General features: G+C 37.3%; 12 protein-coding genes. 10 read left to right on the top strand and 2 right to left on the bottom strand.

What is annotated here, in order from left to right; genetic code table 11:
* Positions 1-113: 113 nt before the first annotated feature.
* From HBB17_RS04435 to HBB17_RS04420, 4 genes are all read left to right on the top strand, one after another.
* A complete protein-coding gene (locus HBB17_RS04435) occupies positions 114-1,070 on the top strand; it encodes a phosphotransferase family protein (protein ID WP_167956091.1) in 957 nt (318 codons plus the stop codon).
* A 264-nt stretch (positions 1,071-1,334) separates the two neighbouring features.
* Positions 1,335-2,192 carry a patatin-like phospholipase family protein gene (locus HBB17_RS04430; protein WP_167956089.1) on the top strand — a complete coding sequence of 286 codons (858 nt, stop codon included), beginning with the start codon at positions 1,335-1,337 and terminating at the stop codon, positions 2,190-2,192.
* 62 nt (positions 2,193-2,254) lie between these two features.
* Positions 2,255-2,956, top strand: a complete 702-nt coding sequence (locus HBB17_RS04425) for a response regulator transcription factor (protein ID WP_167956088.1) — start codon at positions 2,255-2,257, stop codon at positions 2,954-2,956.
* Complete coding sequence (locus tag HBB17_RS04420) at positions 2,944-4,314, top strand: sensor histidine kinase (protein WP_167956087.1); 1,371 nt, start codon at positions 2,944-2,946, stop codon at positions 4,312-4,314. The genes HBB17_RS04425 and HBB17_RS04420 overlap by 13 nt, the downstream gene beginning before the upstream one ends.
* Before the next feature lie 9 nt (positions 4,315-4,323).
* Here HBB17_RS04420 and HBB17_RS04415 read toward each other — a convergent pair whose 3' ends face one another.
* Together HBB17_RS04415 and HBB17_RS04410 are read right to left on the bottom strand one after the other, a co-directional pair.
* Positions 4,324-5,079, bottom strand: coding sequence for an ABC transporter ATP-binding protein (locus HBB17_RS04415; protein ID WP_167956086.1), 756 nt, complete (start codon positions 5,077-5,079; stop codon positions 4,324-4,326).
* Between the two features lie 13 nt (positions 5,080-5,092).
* Positions 5,093-7,414 (bottom strand): ABC transporter permease, encoded by a 2,322-nt coding sequence (locus tag HBB17_RS04410; protein ID WP_167956085.1) that lies wholly within the window; start codon positions 7,412-7,414, stop codon positions 5,093-5,095.
* A 280-nt stretch (positions 7,415-7,694) separates the two neighbouring features.
* On the opposite strand from HBB17_RS04410, the gene HBB17_RS04405 reads away from it, so the two are divergent.
* The 6 genes from HBB17_RS04405 to HBB17_RS04380 all read left to right on the top strand — a co-directional run bounded on the left by HBB17_RS04405 (position 7,695) and on the right by HBB17_RS04380 (position 14,693).
* On the top strand, positions 7,695-8,381 hold the full coding sequence (locus HBB17_RS04405; protein ID WP_167956084.1) for a response regulator transcription factor: 687 nt from the start codon (positions 7,695-7,697) through the stop codon (positions 8,379-8,381).
* Entirely contained in the window at positions 8,371-9,738 is a 1,368-nt protein-coding gene (locus tag HBB17_RS04400; protein WP_167956083.1) for a HAMP domain-containing sensor histidine kinase, read from the top strand. Before HBB17_RS04405 ends, HBB17_RS04400 begins: the two co-directional genes overlap by 11 nt.
* Positions 9,739-10,004: 266 nt before the next feature.
* Positions 10,005-10,760: an ABC transporter ATP-binding protein gene (locus tag HBB17_RS04395; protein WP_167956082.1), complete on the top strand. Its 756-nt coding sequence runs from the start codon at positions 10,005-10,007 to the stop codon at positions 10,758-10,760.
* A gap of 13 nt (positions 10,761-10,773) precedes the next feature.
* Positions 10,774-13,104 carry an ABC transporter permease gene (locus tag HBB17_RS04390; RefSeq protein WP_167956081.1) on the top strand — a complete coding sequence of 777 codons (2,331 nt, stop codon included), beginning with the start codon at positions 10,774-10,776 and terminating at the stop codon, positions 13,102-13,104.
* A gap of 255 nt (positions 13,105-13,359) precedes the next feature.
* A complete protein-coding gene (locus tag HBB17_RS04385) occupies positions 13,360-13,584 on the top strand; it encodes a hypothetical protein (protein ID WP_167956080.1) in 225 nt (74 codons plus the stop codon).
* Positions 13,585-13,700: 116 nt separating this feature from the next.
* On the top strand, positions 13,701-14,693 hold the full coding sequence (locus tag HBB17_RS04380; protein ID WP_167956078.1) for a zinc ribbon domain-containing protein: 993 nt from the start codon (positions 13,701-13,703) through the stop codon (positions 14,691-14,693).
* The last annotated feature ends 177 nt before the right edge of the window (positions 14,694-14,870 follow it).

The raw sequence follows: 14,870 nt of genomic DNA, 5'->3' as shown, positions 1-14,870 counted from the left end.
ATGATTAAGAAACGAACTAATCGGGCTACTTTCTCATATTTTAAGGGTCAAAAAGTCTACGCATGACCTTTTGACCCTTGTATCATATGATTAATAAGAGGAGGAAATAATTAATGGAATACGTAACAAAGAATAGACAAACCGTGGAGAATATTGAGAACATGGTTGCACGCGCTTTCCCAGGGGTTAAGATGGAACGATGTGTTGAATTAACAGAAGGGTCTTTTAATGTTGCATATCGTGTAGATTTAGCAAACAAGAAAGAAACAATCTTAAAGATTGCTCCTTCAAAATCAACATTAGTTATGTCTTGCGAAAAGAATATCATGTTTAGTGAAGTTGATGCAATTAGGATGATTAAGAAGAATACGTCCGTTCCTGTTCCTGAAATCTTATATTATGACAATACGAAGGAATTGATTGATTCGGAGTATTTTTTCATGAGTGTGGTAGAGGGAGATCCATTCAATAAGTTAGAGAACGTCCTGCCACAAGAGAAGAAAGACTACATAAGTGAACGAATCGGAAAATACGATTATGAAATGAACCAGCTAACGAACAAGGTGTTCGGTTACTATGGACAACCAGACAAACAAGGAGATAACTGGTATATCGTATTCAAGAGTATGTTGCAAGGAGCTTTTGCAGATGCGAAGAAGATTAACATGGCAATGCCTTTAGAGGAAGAAACCGTACTATCATTTTTAGAAAGAGACAAGGCATATTTTGCAGAAGTGACCAAACCTAGTTTTGTTCATTGGGATTTATGGGCTGGTAATGTATTCGTAAAAGATGGTGAAGTGAATGGAATTATAGACTTTGAACGTTGTGTATGGGCCGATCCATTAATGGAAGCAGGTTTCCGCCCACATGAAAAAAATGAACATTTTTTCAAAGGGTATGGAATTGGTCAATTAACAAAAGCACAGCAACGTCGTGCTAAGTGGTACGATATTTATTTGTATATGTTAATGTCTATGGAAGGAGAATATAGACATTACGAAACAGATGATTTCCCAAAATGGGGACGTAGTATGTTGGAGAAATGCTTAGAGGAAGTAAAAGAATAAAACGAAACGACTACCCAAACATTAGACCTATAATCTAATGTTTGGGTAGTCGTTTTTTATATACTAAGAAAGTCCTCCGACTTTCCTAGTATATAAACCCTCCGTGGGCTGCGCATTCGCACACGAGGTAGATGTCAGCGGAATCTTACAGTGCTCAAATATTCCTATACTGGAAAATAGATGAATAAGAATGTATAATTATGATGGTAAGGTGAAATCCTATAGAAAATTTAATTGTATTACGATATAGAGGAAGGAAAAGAAATGAAAGAACGTACAGCATTAGTATTAGAAGGTGGTTCTCTTCGATGTCTGTTTACATCAGGAGTATTGGATACTTTCATGTCAAAAGGAATAGAATTCCCTTGTGTTGCAGGGGTTTCTGCTGGTTCGTTAAGTGGGTTAAATTATGTGTCAAAACAAATAGGACGGACAGCGAAGGTGAATATTAATTATGTAAACGATAAAAGATACCTTGGTATTCATAGTTTAATTCATAATCATTCCATCTTTAATTTTGATTTTTTATTCGATGACATTGGGAAAGAATTACTTCCTTTTGATGTAGAAGCATTTGAACGATCGACGCAGCGATTTGTGGCATTTGCTACAGATTGCAGCTCAGGGAAGCTCGTTCCTTTTGAAAAAGGAAAAACAAAAGATATTTTATTAGGGTGCCGTAGTTCTTGTAGTATGCCACTTCTATCTCCAATTGTCCAAGTTGAAGGGTTAAATTGTCTAGATGGAGGAATTGCAAATCCAATTCCTATTGAATGGGCGATTGAACAAGGATATGAGAAGATTGTGGTGGTTCTGACGAGACAGCAGGGATATCGGAAACAACCGGTGTCTAAACCGATGTTACATGCGTATGAGAGAGCATATCGAAAGTATCCACATTTGATCAATCGGTTAAAGCAGATTCCTGCCCATTATAATGAATTGCAGGAAAAAGTGGATCAATGGGAAAACGAAGGAAGAATATTCGTAATTCGACCAGAAGAGCCTGTATTGGTGTCTAGAGTAGAGAAGAATGTTGATAAACTTCGTGATTTATATGAGATTGGAAAACAAATTGCCAATAAAAGATTGGATGCAATGCAGGAATATATTGAGTCATAGAGAGAAAAATTACGAAATGGTTTCGTTGTAAGCAAACAAGAAAGAAATGAAGGGATCACTGGATGAAAGAGACGATTTTACTAATTGAAGATGATATTGATCTGTCTAATATTATGAGAGATTTTATAGGAAATGAAGGATATGATGTACGGCAGGCGTATACAGGGAGTGAAGGACTGAAGATGGTACAGACATGTGAACCGGCACTTGTTGTACTGGATATTATGTTACCAGAGATGGATGGGATTGGTGTTTGCAAAAAAATCAGAGAAGAACAGCAGATACCCATCATAGTCATATCGGCGAAGAATTCAGATTATGATAAGGTGTTAGCTTTGGGGGTAGGTGCAGATGATTATATGACCAAACCATTTTCCCAGATCGAACTGGTTGCCCGTGTAAAATCCCATCTTCGTAGAGTAACTCAATTCATACCAAGGCAACATAACAGTGAAGTAGGAGAAAAATCCGGAGAAAAAAGGTTTGGTGATCTGCGAATCTGCAAAGAGTCTTTTGAGGTGAAGGTGAAGAATAAGCAAATTCAGCTTTCACCCAAAGAGTTTCAAGTATTGGATTTCTTATCCGATCACCCATTACATGTATTTACAAAGGAGCAGATCATTGATCAAGTATGGGGGTATAGTGATTTTATCGATGAGAATACCATTGCTGTTTATATTGGTAGAATACGTGATAAGTTAATAAAAGAAGGAATTGATATGATCAAGACGGTTTGGGGAGTCGGTTACAAATGGGAAGGATAGAAGAAGGTAAGAAAGAAAAAAAGGGAATCTCCATGAAACAGAGGCTCATTGTATATGTAGGGATTCTAACTGTTTTGGCAGGGATACTAGGTACAATGATCATAACCCTTGTCTATCGCAATTCCGATGCAATGCTTGCAAACCGTGCGCGTGTACTTGTTAATGATTGCGTCTATCAGGCGAATAGAGGAAACTTGCAGGAGTTAGATGCCTATCCTTATGTCATTCTTGATCATCGTGGAATAATTCTCGATTCTAATCAAGATCAATATCCTGTGGATGCAAGAATTGCCCTTGAAACCATAACTGGAAATACTTACGGCGATAAGAAAAAAGGCGTATACATATACAGCAATCCCTTTGTACAAAATGAAGAGCAAATTGGAACAATCTTTGTCGATATTCCATATGAAAAATTACAACAGCATCCCAAGAATATGCTTGTAATCATGGTAATCATTCTTACCAGTTTCCTTTTGGTAGTGGTTTCCTTGGTCCGATGGGTTATAAAGGATATCCTTGTGCCAATCAGACAAGTTCATCAAACAACGAAAAAGATTCGGGAAGGTTCCTTTGAAGAGAGGGTGAAGTATGATTATGCAAGTGAAATTGGTGTCCTCTGTCATGATTTTGAAGCATTACGAGAAGAACTTGCCTATTCCATTGCAAGTGAAAAGCGCATGAAAGAAAAAGAAAAATTATTACTTGCCTATATATCTCATGATCTACGTACACCGATTGCGATTATTTCTGGATATGTGGAAGGAATACATACGGGTCTTGCAAAAGGAGAGAGAGTCAAGGAGTATACCACTATTATTCTTAAGAAGATTACGATGTTGAATGGATTAATCGATGATATCCTAGAACACTCCAAAGCACAACTGTATGAATTTACAATCTGTAAGGAAGAATGTTATGCAAAAGAGTATTTTGAGGAGTTGGTTAAAGAGATGAAGAATGATGTGGAAAAGAGAGGATTGCTTTTTCTTACCAATGAGATTCCAAATGTCATGATTAATATCGACAAGAAACGAATTCGACAAGTGATTCAAAATCTCATTGGTAATGCTATTAAGTTTACTACACAAGGCTCCATATCCTTGTTGTTTGCTTATAAAGAATCCAAATTATCCATATCTGTACAAGACACAGGAATTGGAATTGCACCTTCTGACCTTTCCATGATCTTTGAACCATTTTATCGTGGAGAAAAAGCTCGAACTTTAAATGTACAGGGAACAGGATTAGGTCTTAGTATTTCGAAATACATTGTCACACAGCATGGAGGACGTATTATGGTAGATAGTGTTCCGAAAGAAGGGACTTCCATGGAATTCACGCTACCAGTAGAATAGGAGGTGTGATTACCAACCTAATTCTTTCAAAAAGTCATAGACAACTGCCTTTCGTTCTCCTTCTTCTTCTGCACGGTATGGACCAAGAGTACGTTCTGCCATGATATGTCCATCTGCCATGTACAGAAGACGAGTAGCGCGAACGGCAGCCTTTAGGTCATGGGTAACCATGACAATAGATTGCCCTTGTTCGTTAAGGCTAGTTAAGCAGTCGAGCACTTGTCTTCCTGTAGTAGAATTCAAAGCACCCGTTGGTTCATCTCCGTAGATTATTTTCGAACCGCCGATCAATGCACGGCAGATGGCAACCCGCTGTTGTTGTCCGCCTGATAATTCACTTGGGTATTTATCTTTCTCTTCAGATAACCCAAACTGTTCCAATAACGTTAATGCTTTCTTATTGATATTTTCTTTTGTATCTGTTCCGTAACCAATATAGGTTATGTTCTCCAATGCAGTCAGATCGTGAAGCAAATTCATACTTTGAAACACAAAGGAAATCTCGGACTTCCGGAATTTACTTAATTCTTTCTCTGACATAGTTGTAACATCACGTCCAAGAATCTTAACACTTCCACTGGTAGGTCGATCCATAGAACTTATGCTGTAGAGGAGGGTGGATTTTCCGCCACCGCTGCTACCCATGATCACCGTGAAATCCCCTTCATAGATTTCTAGATTGATATTTTTTAGTACGTGCATACCTGTTTTTCCTAGTATATAAGATTTACATAATTGCTTCGTTTCGATAATTGTATTTTTCATAAGGAGCCTCCTTTTATTCCATTAACTCTTTTGGTGATATACGACGAATGGAACGACTTAATAATAATGTAACCAGAACGATTACGGTAAGGGCGATGCCATAATAGGTTCCTGTTAACCACCAATTGGTTTGATAAGCATCGACTGTTAGTACAGCACAGAAAATTTTTGCATTTACTATATGATTAAGAAGCAAGGCAAGTGAAGCGCCAATGGCACTTAGAATTGCAATACGATATACATTTCGACGGATAATATAGGAATTGGTAAAACCAAATGCCTTCATAATACCAAAATTTCGTTTCTGTTCTGACTGGTTCATCAAAATCAGATTAATAATGTTAAGCAGAGTAAAGCAACAGAAGATACCAATAATAATCATAGTAATCGGAATCATAATGGACATAATGGATTGTTTAATATTATCTACGATGTCCTTTAATGTACCATAACGATAGGTAGGAAACTGTTTTCTAAAATCCGCTTCAAATGCTGCTTTGTCGCTTGTATGTTTTAAATTAACACCGATGGTCGTATCGTAAGATTCCTTTGGATAAGTAGCTAATGCATCATTTACAAAGGCTACGCTTGGTGACATCATCGAATGAAAGATTCCTGTGATTAGATAGGTTTTGCTTTCCGCGCCTAAGGATAAGGTAATCGTATCACCAATCGTATAGTTACTCTCTTGCAATGTTTTATAGTCAAAAGCAACTTCACTATCATTCTTAGGTGGTCGTCCTTGGGCGTAAACGATGTTAGTAAGAGAAGAATCGTACGTGTTGTAGGACATAATATTTGCATATTCCAAGTCTACTAAAGGATCGGCGCTACTGATACGCAGGTCGGAATAAAACAAACCAGTTCCGGTTATGTAACTTTCCACATAGGGACTGTTTTCCACATAGGATAATAAGTCGTCAGGAATTGATGAATTTGGTTTACTTAGAAAAGCGTCACATGCAGGTAAAGCGACCCATGCGGTTGCATTATTCTCCATATGATCAAAGACGTGCGTCATATTGATCAACATGGTTCCAATGTAGAGTGAAAAGGTTACAACAAGGATTACAAGAACGGAACGATTCCGGTATTTCCACATATCATTGATTGCCATACTTAGGGAAGTGTGTGCTCCCTTGATCAAGGATTTCTTCAATTTTGACTTAGACGATGTTGTACCTACATGAAATGCATCTACGGGACTAATCTTCTGGATTCGCTTCAGTGCCAAATAGATACTAAGTATTAGCAACAGTATTGTAAATAGGATAACGAAACAAAGTCTTGGAATCGTAGCAGTACTTAGATGGAAGGTACCCATATACTCCATAACAATATTTCCAATGAAGATGGAGACAGGGAGTCCAAGCAACGCACCTATAATGATAGAAATGATACCAACAAGGAGATATGCTTTCATATAGAAGCCCATAATCTCCGTAGTGGAGAACCCAACCGATTTGTATGTTCCAATAGTTCCATACTCATTCAATATGGTATTACGGATAAAGAACAAGATGATCACAATGGTAATTAAGAACATAAACCCTGCACTTAAGCTACCAATCTTGGCCACAAGGGAGGTCATTAAATTGGCGCTATTCTTTAAATCAGTCAAAGTAGAGTAAAGCATGGCGTAATAGTCATTGGTGTATTGTTCTTCTACCCATTCGGTCAACTCTGTGGTATCTTTTTGAGAGGTTATACTGATAAAGGAGAAGGGCTTTTGGGAGGAGAACAGGGTAGAATCTTCTGGATTGTAGTAAACAAAAGCGCCTGTACTAATGGAAACAGCTTTTGTATTATCGTTCACAATACCAGAGACAGTAAAGGAAAAATCTGTTCCTTTTACTTCGAAGGTGTCACCCAATTTGATGCTATGCTGATCGGCAATTATTTTCTGTACCCATACTTCTCCTTGTTTTGGACCAGTTATCATTTCATCGGAGTCATAGCTAGAATCGGTTAAATCCATTTGGTAAGGCATTGTGTGGTAATCACGAAGGACAAGGGAAAAAAGAGGCGTAATATAATCGCTAACCAAATTCTTACCATGATACAAATCCATTGTATCTATAACATATCCTGGTATGGTTTCAAGGGTAGCATCTTCATCGTAATCCTTCAGTTTGGAGGCCAGATATTCCTCTGTGCCTTTGGTTGCATAGAGAAACAGGTCTGCATTTTGTTCTCTGGAGAAACGTTCGTTGGTATATTGTTCAACTTCTACACTGATGCTTAAGCATGCAGTAAGTAACATCGCTGCAAAAGCCAGGATCAGTCCGAGAACTACAAATTGTATTTTTTTATTTTTTAATTTCTTGATCCACATATGGTTTTATCCTTTCTATCGGTTGTCGTTCTAGAGTTCAATTCAAAATTCTGCGTATGCCCTAGTTCAGGAGTATTCACACAATTACTCGACTCTGAATCGTTATCATTAAGATATCTATAGTCTATAATACAAATCTATAATGGTATTGACAAAATTCTAAATAAATTCTTACAATCATTTTACCATGAACCCGCATTCCCTACAGCAACATTTTCGGTTATAATGAATAGAGTAGTTTGTAATAACGTGAAGATAAATTATCTAGGAGGCATATTGTATGAAATACCAATGTTTGATTGTTGATGATGAAATAGAGTTAGCAGAAAGTACAGCGGAATACTTTAATCTGTTTGATGTGAAAACAAAATATGTTACCAATTATGATGATTGTATCGAATTTTTCAAGACGAATACAGCGGATGTAATTTTGCTTGATATAAATCTGGCAGATGCATCTGGATTTGCTGTTTGCAAACAGTTACGTGAAACCATAGCGGTTCCAATCCTTTTTATCAGTGCAAGAACAAGCAACGAAGATATCTTAGTCGCTCTGAATATCGGTGGAGATGATTACATAACAAAGCCTTATACGTTAAGTATATTGTTGGCGAAAGTACAAGCGGTGATTAAACGGTATGCTTCCACGACAGAGAAAAAAGAGGAGTCAGAACAATATGAGAAGGGGAATCTTCGTGTGGATTTTACTGCTGGAAAAGTGTATTCCAAGGGGAAAGAGATTCCATTTAAAGCAATGGAGTATCGGCTCTTATGCTATCTGATTAAGAATCGTGGAAGAATCATCAGTAAAGAAGAATTATTCAAAGAAGTTTGGCAAGATGCCATCACCGGAGATGGCACATTGAATGTACATATTCGTTATCTTAGAGAAAAGATTGAAGAAAACCCCAATGAACCAATTCACATAAAGACCGTATGGGGAAGAGGGTATCAGTATGAAGAGTAGAAGAATTGTAGGTTTGCTTCTTCTATGTGAACTCCTGTTTTGTCTTGTGTTATATCATTTTAGTCAGGAACAGGAGGAAGCGTATTTCCACATGGTTGATGTAAATGATCTGGTCTATACCATGGAAGAAGCATATGAAGACACATTAGAAGAAGCATATGAAAATACATTACAAGATACATACGAAAACACATATGAAAACACATATGAAGATACCTACAAAGATGTAATATTTACGGAAGAGAAACGGAAGAAGATTGAAGAAGTTGCAAAACAGTATGGTATGGAGGCTGCTTTAATCGATCTGGCTGGAAACTGCATCTACCAAACGGACAAGATGAAAGCAACATCATTAAGAGAAGCAGTTGAATACGGTGATATAATTCTTGATTTTGAACATCGAGATGAAGTAATTGGTAAAGTTCTGATTCAAAAAGAAGGAAAACAAGAAGGGCAAACAAGAAAGAATCTGTTCATTGTACTTTTTCTTGGAAGCATAGTTCTAACCGTGGGAGGAATCTGTTATTTACTTTACCTAAAGAATAAGATTCTAGATCCCTTTCAAAAGTTACGTCAGTTTGCCAAACATATTGCGGGAGGAAATCTGGATGCTCCGCTTACAATGGACCGTAATAATATATTTGGTGCGTTCACAGAAAGCTTTGATATCATGCGGGAGCAATTACAACTTGCCAAAGAAAAGGAACGGGAAGCGAATGAAAGTAAGAAAGAGCTGGTTGCTTCATTAAGCCATGATATTAAGACCCCACTTGCTTCCATAAAAGCAATGGCAGAAGTATTACTTGTAACCATGGAGGATCAGAATCAGAAGAAGAAGGTAGAATCCATCGAAAAGAAAATAATTCAAATAGAGCAATTGACCAATAATCTATTTCATTCCACATTGGAAGAACTACAAAGTCTCAAAGTTGAACCAGTGGAAGTGGAGAGTGTAATCATTAAAGATCTGCTAGAAACTTCTGATTATGAACATCGAATCCAGAACATACAAATTCCCGATTGTATTGTATCTTGTGATCCACTTCGACTTGAGCAGGTACTGGACAACGTCATATACAACTCATACAAATACGCCAATACCCAGATTCAATTACGTGCAACCATAAAGGACAAGAGTCTGGAAGTAGAGATACAAGACTTTGGAAAAGGGGTACAGACGGAGGAATTACCCTTGCTTTCGCAGAAATTCTACCGTGGTAACAATGCCAAGGATAAGAATGGTGCTGGAATTGGTTTGTATTTGTCCAACTATTTTTTGGTACAAATGGGTGGCAATCTGCAATTTCGAAATGTGAGCGATGGGTTCGTCGTGAGTATTACCTTACTGCTTGCGTAAATATACATAATATATTCTGATGGTTTTCGTTAAGGATTTGTAAGAGAAAGGGCTTTTATTAATTATGCAAGCTTTGTAGGTGCATGTTTTTCGTGTTGCTATTCGTCGGAAACACACTGGTAAGTTTGTGCAAATTAATGAAAGCAAGAAATGGGGCAATTAAGGAATAATTAAGGTTTCCATAAAGACTGTTAAGTTTTCACTTGGTAAGATAAGTATGTAAATGAAACGTAATAGATCATGATTGAGAAAGCATAGGTGAGAACATGAAAACAATTATAGAAACAAAGAAATTATGCAAAACATTCTCCAATGAGGGAGTACAACAACATATATTGAGAAATGTGGATGTTTCCATATATGAGGGTGATTTTACGGTAATCATGGGAGCTTCTGGAGCAGGAAAGTCCACATTATTATACGCATTATCGGGAATGGATAAGCCAACACTCGGAGAGATTCATTTCTGTGGGGAAGAGATTAGTAGATATTCAGATGATAAGCTTGCAGTCTTTCGTCGGAAGAATTGTGGTTTTATCTTTCAACAAATCTATATGATGGATAAGATGAGTTTGATGGATAACGTATTAGCAAGCGGACTGTTGGTAAATAAGGATAAGAAAGCTGTTGCAACCAGAGCGCAAGAGCTATTTAAGAAAGTAAACCTTCCAGAAGTGACCTATCGCAAATTCGCTTCGCAAATATCTGGTGGAGAGGCGCAAAGGGCAGGTATTGTAAGAGGGTTGATCAATAAACCAAGTGTATTGTTTGCAGATGAACCAACGGGAGCATTGAATTCAGCCAATTCAAATGCTGTTCTAGATGTATTCAGTTCCTTTAATCAAGAGGGACAGAGTATTGTTATGGTAACCCATGATCTTCGTTCTGCTTTACGAGGAAATCGAATTCTTTATCTAAAGGATGGTCAGATTGCAGGAGAATGCAATTTAGATGCCTATACAAAAGAAGATCCAAATAGACGGGATAAAGTCAACGAATTCCTAAAATCAATGGGATATTAGGAAGGAGAGTATTATGGGAAAATTCAGTATTATCACATTATCGAAGATTCGCAAGAACAAAGGACAATATATAACATTTGGAATTATTCTGATGATTGCAGCAATGATCTTGAACTTAGGACTAATGATCAAAAGAAACTTTCAAGATTCCTTCACAGAAAAATGGGACCATTATGATACGGCAGATGTTACAGCAATCCTAATGAAGCCAGATTATTCACCAGATTATGTACAACAGATCGAACAGATTAAGCATGTGAAGGCAGTGGGAACGAGAGAATGTATCTGGATGAGTGGCTCCTATAAAATGAACGGGTCCCAATTTGACATGGATAATATCTTTTTCAACTATGATGAAGCACATGAGTACTCCAAACTGGGGATAGTGAAGGAAAAAGAAATTACTTGTGAACAACCTGCCTATGTATCCTATTATCTTTCCTTTGCAGGATATGATATCGGCGATACCTATGTATTTACCACCAACAATGTGGAACATGCATTTACGATTGTCGGTTTTGTAGAAGATATGACCTTTGGTACGCAAAGTCTTGGAAAATTAGGAATCTATCTTCCAGAAGAATCGTTTCAGGAGTTAAAAGATTCCGTGAATCAAGACAACATTGGAACATGCATGGATATCAAATTAACAGATAAAAAGGAAAGTAAAGCGGTTACGGCAGAAATCACAGACCTGTTGTCCGGTAAGATGACAGAAAAATATTCCGTAAACTATTATGACTATTGTAAACAAGTGCGAACCATGACAGCTAGTGTAGGAGGTATGTGTTTTCTTGCATTTGCTTGTGTGATCGGTTTAGTCAGCGTGTTGATCAGTGTGTTCCGTATTAATAATGATATCGAAGTGGAAATGCAGAATATGGGAGTTATGAAAGCAGTTGGCTATAAAGGAATACAGATTATATTCTCAACAATCGTATCTTATATTGTCATTGCATTCGTTGCGTCTGTTATCGGAGTGGGATTCTCGTACTTGGCATTGCCACCTGTACAAGCTGCCTTTGACGCACAGACGGGTTTTTGTTGGCAGCAGGGATTTGATGTGGTTAGTTCATTGCTTACCGTATGTGCAACTACTGTAATCATTCTGCTTTCCTCCTATCTGGCAGCTCGTAAGATTCGCAGATTACAAGCTATAACTGCATTGCGTGGAGGTGTAAAGACACATAATTTCAAAAAGAATTATTTTGCAATGGACCAGGCAAAAGGAAATGTGAATATCGTTTTAGCATTAAAGAATATCGTTGCAAATGGAAAGAAGAACCTATTATTATTACTTGTTATTATGGCAACTACTATTTCCGCTGTTTTCGCGGGAACGATGTATTACAATATGGCCGTGGAACCAAAGGCATTCCTTGAAGCAATCAGTGAACCGATTTCAGATGTTGGATTAACCATTGCGGATTCAGATGATACACAATTTCTTGAAGAGATTGAACAAGATGATAATGTAGACTTTACTTTATATTATGATTCTTCAAAAGTAACCATAGCGCAGGAGGAAAGAAGAGCATTCATTACAGCAGACTTTTCAAAAATGGATTACTCCATCTGTTACGAAGGAAGAGATCCTATTCATAATAATGAAATTGCAATAGGTAGCAAACTTGTGGAAGAAGAGAATTACAAGATTGGTGACACCATACGTGTTACAAGCGGAACGATAGAAGAAGAGTATCTAATTACAGGCTTCATTCAATCTGTAAATGAGCAAGGAAGTTGTGTGGAACTTACAGAAGAGGGAATAAAGAGAGTAAATCCATCATTTAAGAAGAGCCAGTTAAACATCTATTTGAAAGATAATACAAAAACAGGAGCGTACATTAAGGAACTTCAAGAGCAATACGGGGAGCAGATTTTAGGAACTGTTGATGGTGTAAAATCAACAGAAAGTGCCATGCAGGTATTCATACGGATTGCGGGAATCTTAGCAGTTATCATTATCGTGATTACGATTGCCTTGATCGCCTTGATTTTATTTATCTTAGTAAAAACAGTAATTCATAATGGAAAAGTGAATCTGGGAATATCAAAGGCAATTGGCTACACCACACGTCAATTACGGTTACAGACAACGATGTCATTCTTACCAGTTGTATTGATTGGAGTAATCCTTGGTGGATTTTTCAGCTATGCTTTTATGAATTCTAGTATTGTGTTACTGTTCCATGTACTAGGGGTCATGAAATTAACCTTCTTATTACCGATCCCAATGTTAATTGGAGTTGGTGTGGGGATACTGCTTGTATCCTTATGCATTGCATATTGCCTAAGTGGAAGAATTCGAAAGATTTCGGCATATGAATTAATTCAAGAGTAGACGACAGATGATGTCAGGGTGTAGTAAACCTTCTTAACATAGATGTGATATGAAATCAAGTCAGATGAGCATAACAAACATCGAAAATAAGAGCCATTATAGAAATAACTTGACATTTAAAAATCCCGCTAATATAATTGCCTTGAGTTGAGTTTTTCTTGTAGAAAAACGGGGAGTTTTAGCAAGAAAAATAGTATGAATTGACACTTATATTTTGCTTTTGCAAAGAGCCATAATTAGAGAAAGGGGATCAATATGGCGCAGAAAAAGGGATTAGTTTTAAATGAATTTGATGGTTGCTCTATTGTAGATGCATTGACAGATGCGTTTGATATCCAAAGAGAAAAAGAAGAACAACCATATCTTTTTGTTGAATCTTCACGATCATTGGTTATGAGGGAAGGAACGGATGAACGTAGAGAAGAACTAAGAGAAGTGGAAGATGATGCGATATCTATGCTTCGGAAATTAGTTGAATAGTGTAGTGTGGAAACACATGACCTTTTGATTCTTGTATCATATAAATAGGATTAGGAAACCAAGAGATAATCTCTTTGGTTTCCTATTTCAATATAAAAAAGAAAGAAGGGATTTTTATGTTACACTTACTAAAGAATTATTACAATTATGGCACAGACTGGCACGAGTATGACTATATTAATACGAGTATTGATAGTGATACTGCGGGAATCATCGCATTAGTTGCACTCATTGCGTCAGTTATTATTTACTTCACATTTCTTTCGAAAAAAAATCGGGGAAGATTCTCTGGTTTTGTAAAATGGTTATATGAAGTTTTGGATTTTGGAAAGCTAATGTTAGAAGGGGTATTAAAGATTCTTTATATGTTCTTTGCTATTTTTGGAACAATAGTTTTATGTTTTATTATTCCAGAAGATTTTGGAACAGGCATACTTGCATTAATATTCTATCATATAATCATCCGGTTGACATTTGAACTAGTTTTATTGCTTGTTACGATCTGTAAGAATACGACGGAGATTAATCAAAAGTTAAAGGATCAAAATACAAATAATAATTACAGAAATCCTGTACAGAATGTACCCCCACAAGTGCCAATGGGACAACCAATGATGTACGGACAAGCTCCTAGAACAGACAGAGCACCAATGGGAATGCAACAACAAGCAGGAACAGCATCGTCATCATCAATGGGAATGCAGCAACAAGCAGGAACAGCATCGTCATCATCAATGGGAATGCAGCAACAGGCAGGAGCAGCATCGTCATCATCAATGGGAATGCAGCAACAACCAGGAGCAGCATCGTCATCATCAATGGGAATGCAGCAACAGGCAGGAGCAGCATCGTCATCATCAATGGGAATGCAACAACAAGCAGGAGCAGCATCGTCATCATCAATGGGAATGCAGCAACAGGCAGGAGCAGCATCGTCATCATCAATGGGAATGCAACAACAACCAGAAGTAACATCAGAAGCATCTGACGTACATAACAAAGATTTTGATGTGCTACCTAAGATTCAAAATGTAAAATATTGTGGTACTTGCGGTACGGTAGTTGAAGAGGAAGATCTTTTCTGTCCAAACTGTGGAAGTAAAATATAAGAATAATGGGGTAACCATTTACTAATAATAGGAAAGTCCTCCGACTTTCCTATTATAGAATACACTTTGTTTCTATTATAGAAACTCTCCGGGGGAAGCGCACTCGCGCATACGGATCAATAAGAAAACAATTTTCATGGATTACAATTCAATGATTGGCACTTCGTGTGGTGGCTT

Source organism: Anaerosporobacter faecicola (genome assembly GCF_012070565.1).
In the GTDB taxonomy this organism is placed as follows: Bacteria; Bacillota; Clostridia; order Lachnospirales; family Lachnospiraceae; genus Anaerosporobacter; species Anaerosporobacter faecicola.
This window is presented reverse-complemented; position numbering and strand designations above follow the sequence as displayed.

Bases quoted from the DNA above. Each gene is read 5' to 3' on its own strand.
- HBB17_RS04435 (WP_167956091.1), top strand. From the start codon at position 114: ATGGAATACGTAACAAAGAATAGACAAACCGTGGAGAATATTGAGAAC.
- HBB17_RS04430 (WP_167956089.1), top strand. From the start codon at position 1,335: ATGAAAGAACGTACAGCATTAGTATTAGAAGGTGGTTCTCTTCGATGT.
- HBB17_RS04425 (WP_167956088.1), top strand. From the start codon at position 2,255: ATGAAAGAGACGATTTTACTAATTGAAGATGATATTGATCTGTCTAAT.
- HBB17_RS04420 (WP_167956087.1), top strand. From the start codon at position 2,944: ATGGGAAGGATAGAAGAAGGTAAGAAAGAAAAAAAGGGAATCTCCATG.
- HBB17_RS04415 (WP_167956086.1), bottom strand. From the start codon at position 5,079: ATGAAAAATACAATTATCGAAACGAAGCAATTATGTAAATCTTATATA.
- HBB17_RS04410 (WP_167956085.1), bottom strand. From the start codon at position 7,414: ATGTGGATCAAGAAATTAAAAAATAAAAAAATACAATTTGTAGTTCTC.
- HBB17_RS04405 (WP_167956084.1), top strand. From the start codon at position 7,695: ATGAAATACCAATGTTTGATTGTTGATGATGAAATAGAGTTAGCAGAA.
- HBB17_RS04400 (WP_167956083.1), top strand. From the start codon at position 8,371: ATGAAGAGTAGAAGAATTGTAGGTTTGCTTCTTCTATGTGAACTCCTG.
- HBB17_RS04395 (WP_167956082.1), top strand. From the start codon at position 10,005: ATGAAAACAATTATAGAAACAAAGAAATTATGCAAAACATTCTCCAAT.
- HBB17_RS04390 (WP_167956081.1), top strand. From the start codon at position 10,774: ATGGGAAAATTCAGTATTATCACATTATCGAAGATTCGCAAGAACAAA.
- HBB17_RS04385 (WP_167956080.1), top strand. From the start codon at position 13,360: ATGGCGCAGAAAAAGGGATTAGTTTTAAATGAATTTGATGGTTGCTCT.
- HBB17_RS04380 (WP_167956078.1), top strand. From the start codon at position 13,701: ATGTTACACTTACTAAAGAATTATTACAATTATGGCACAGACTGGCAC.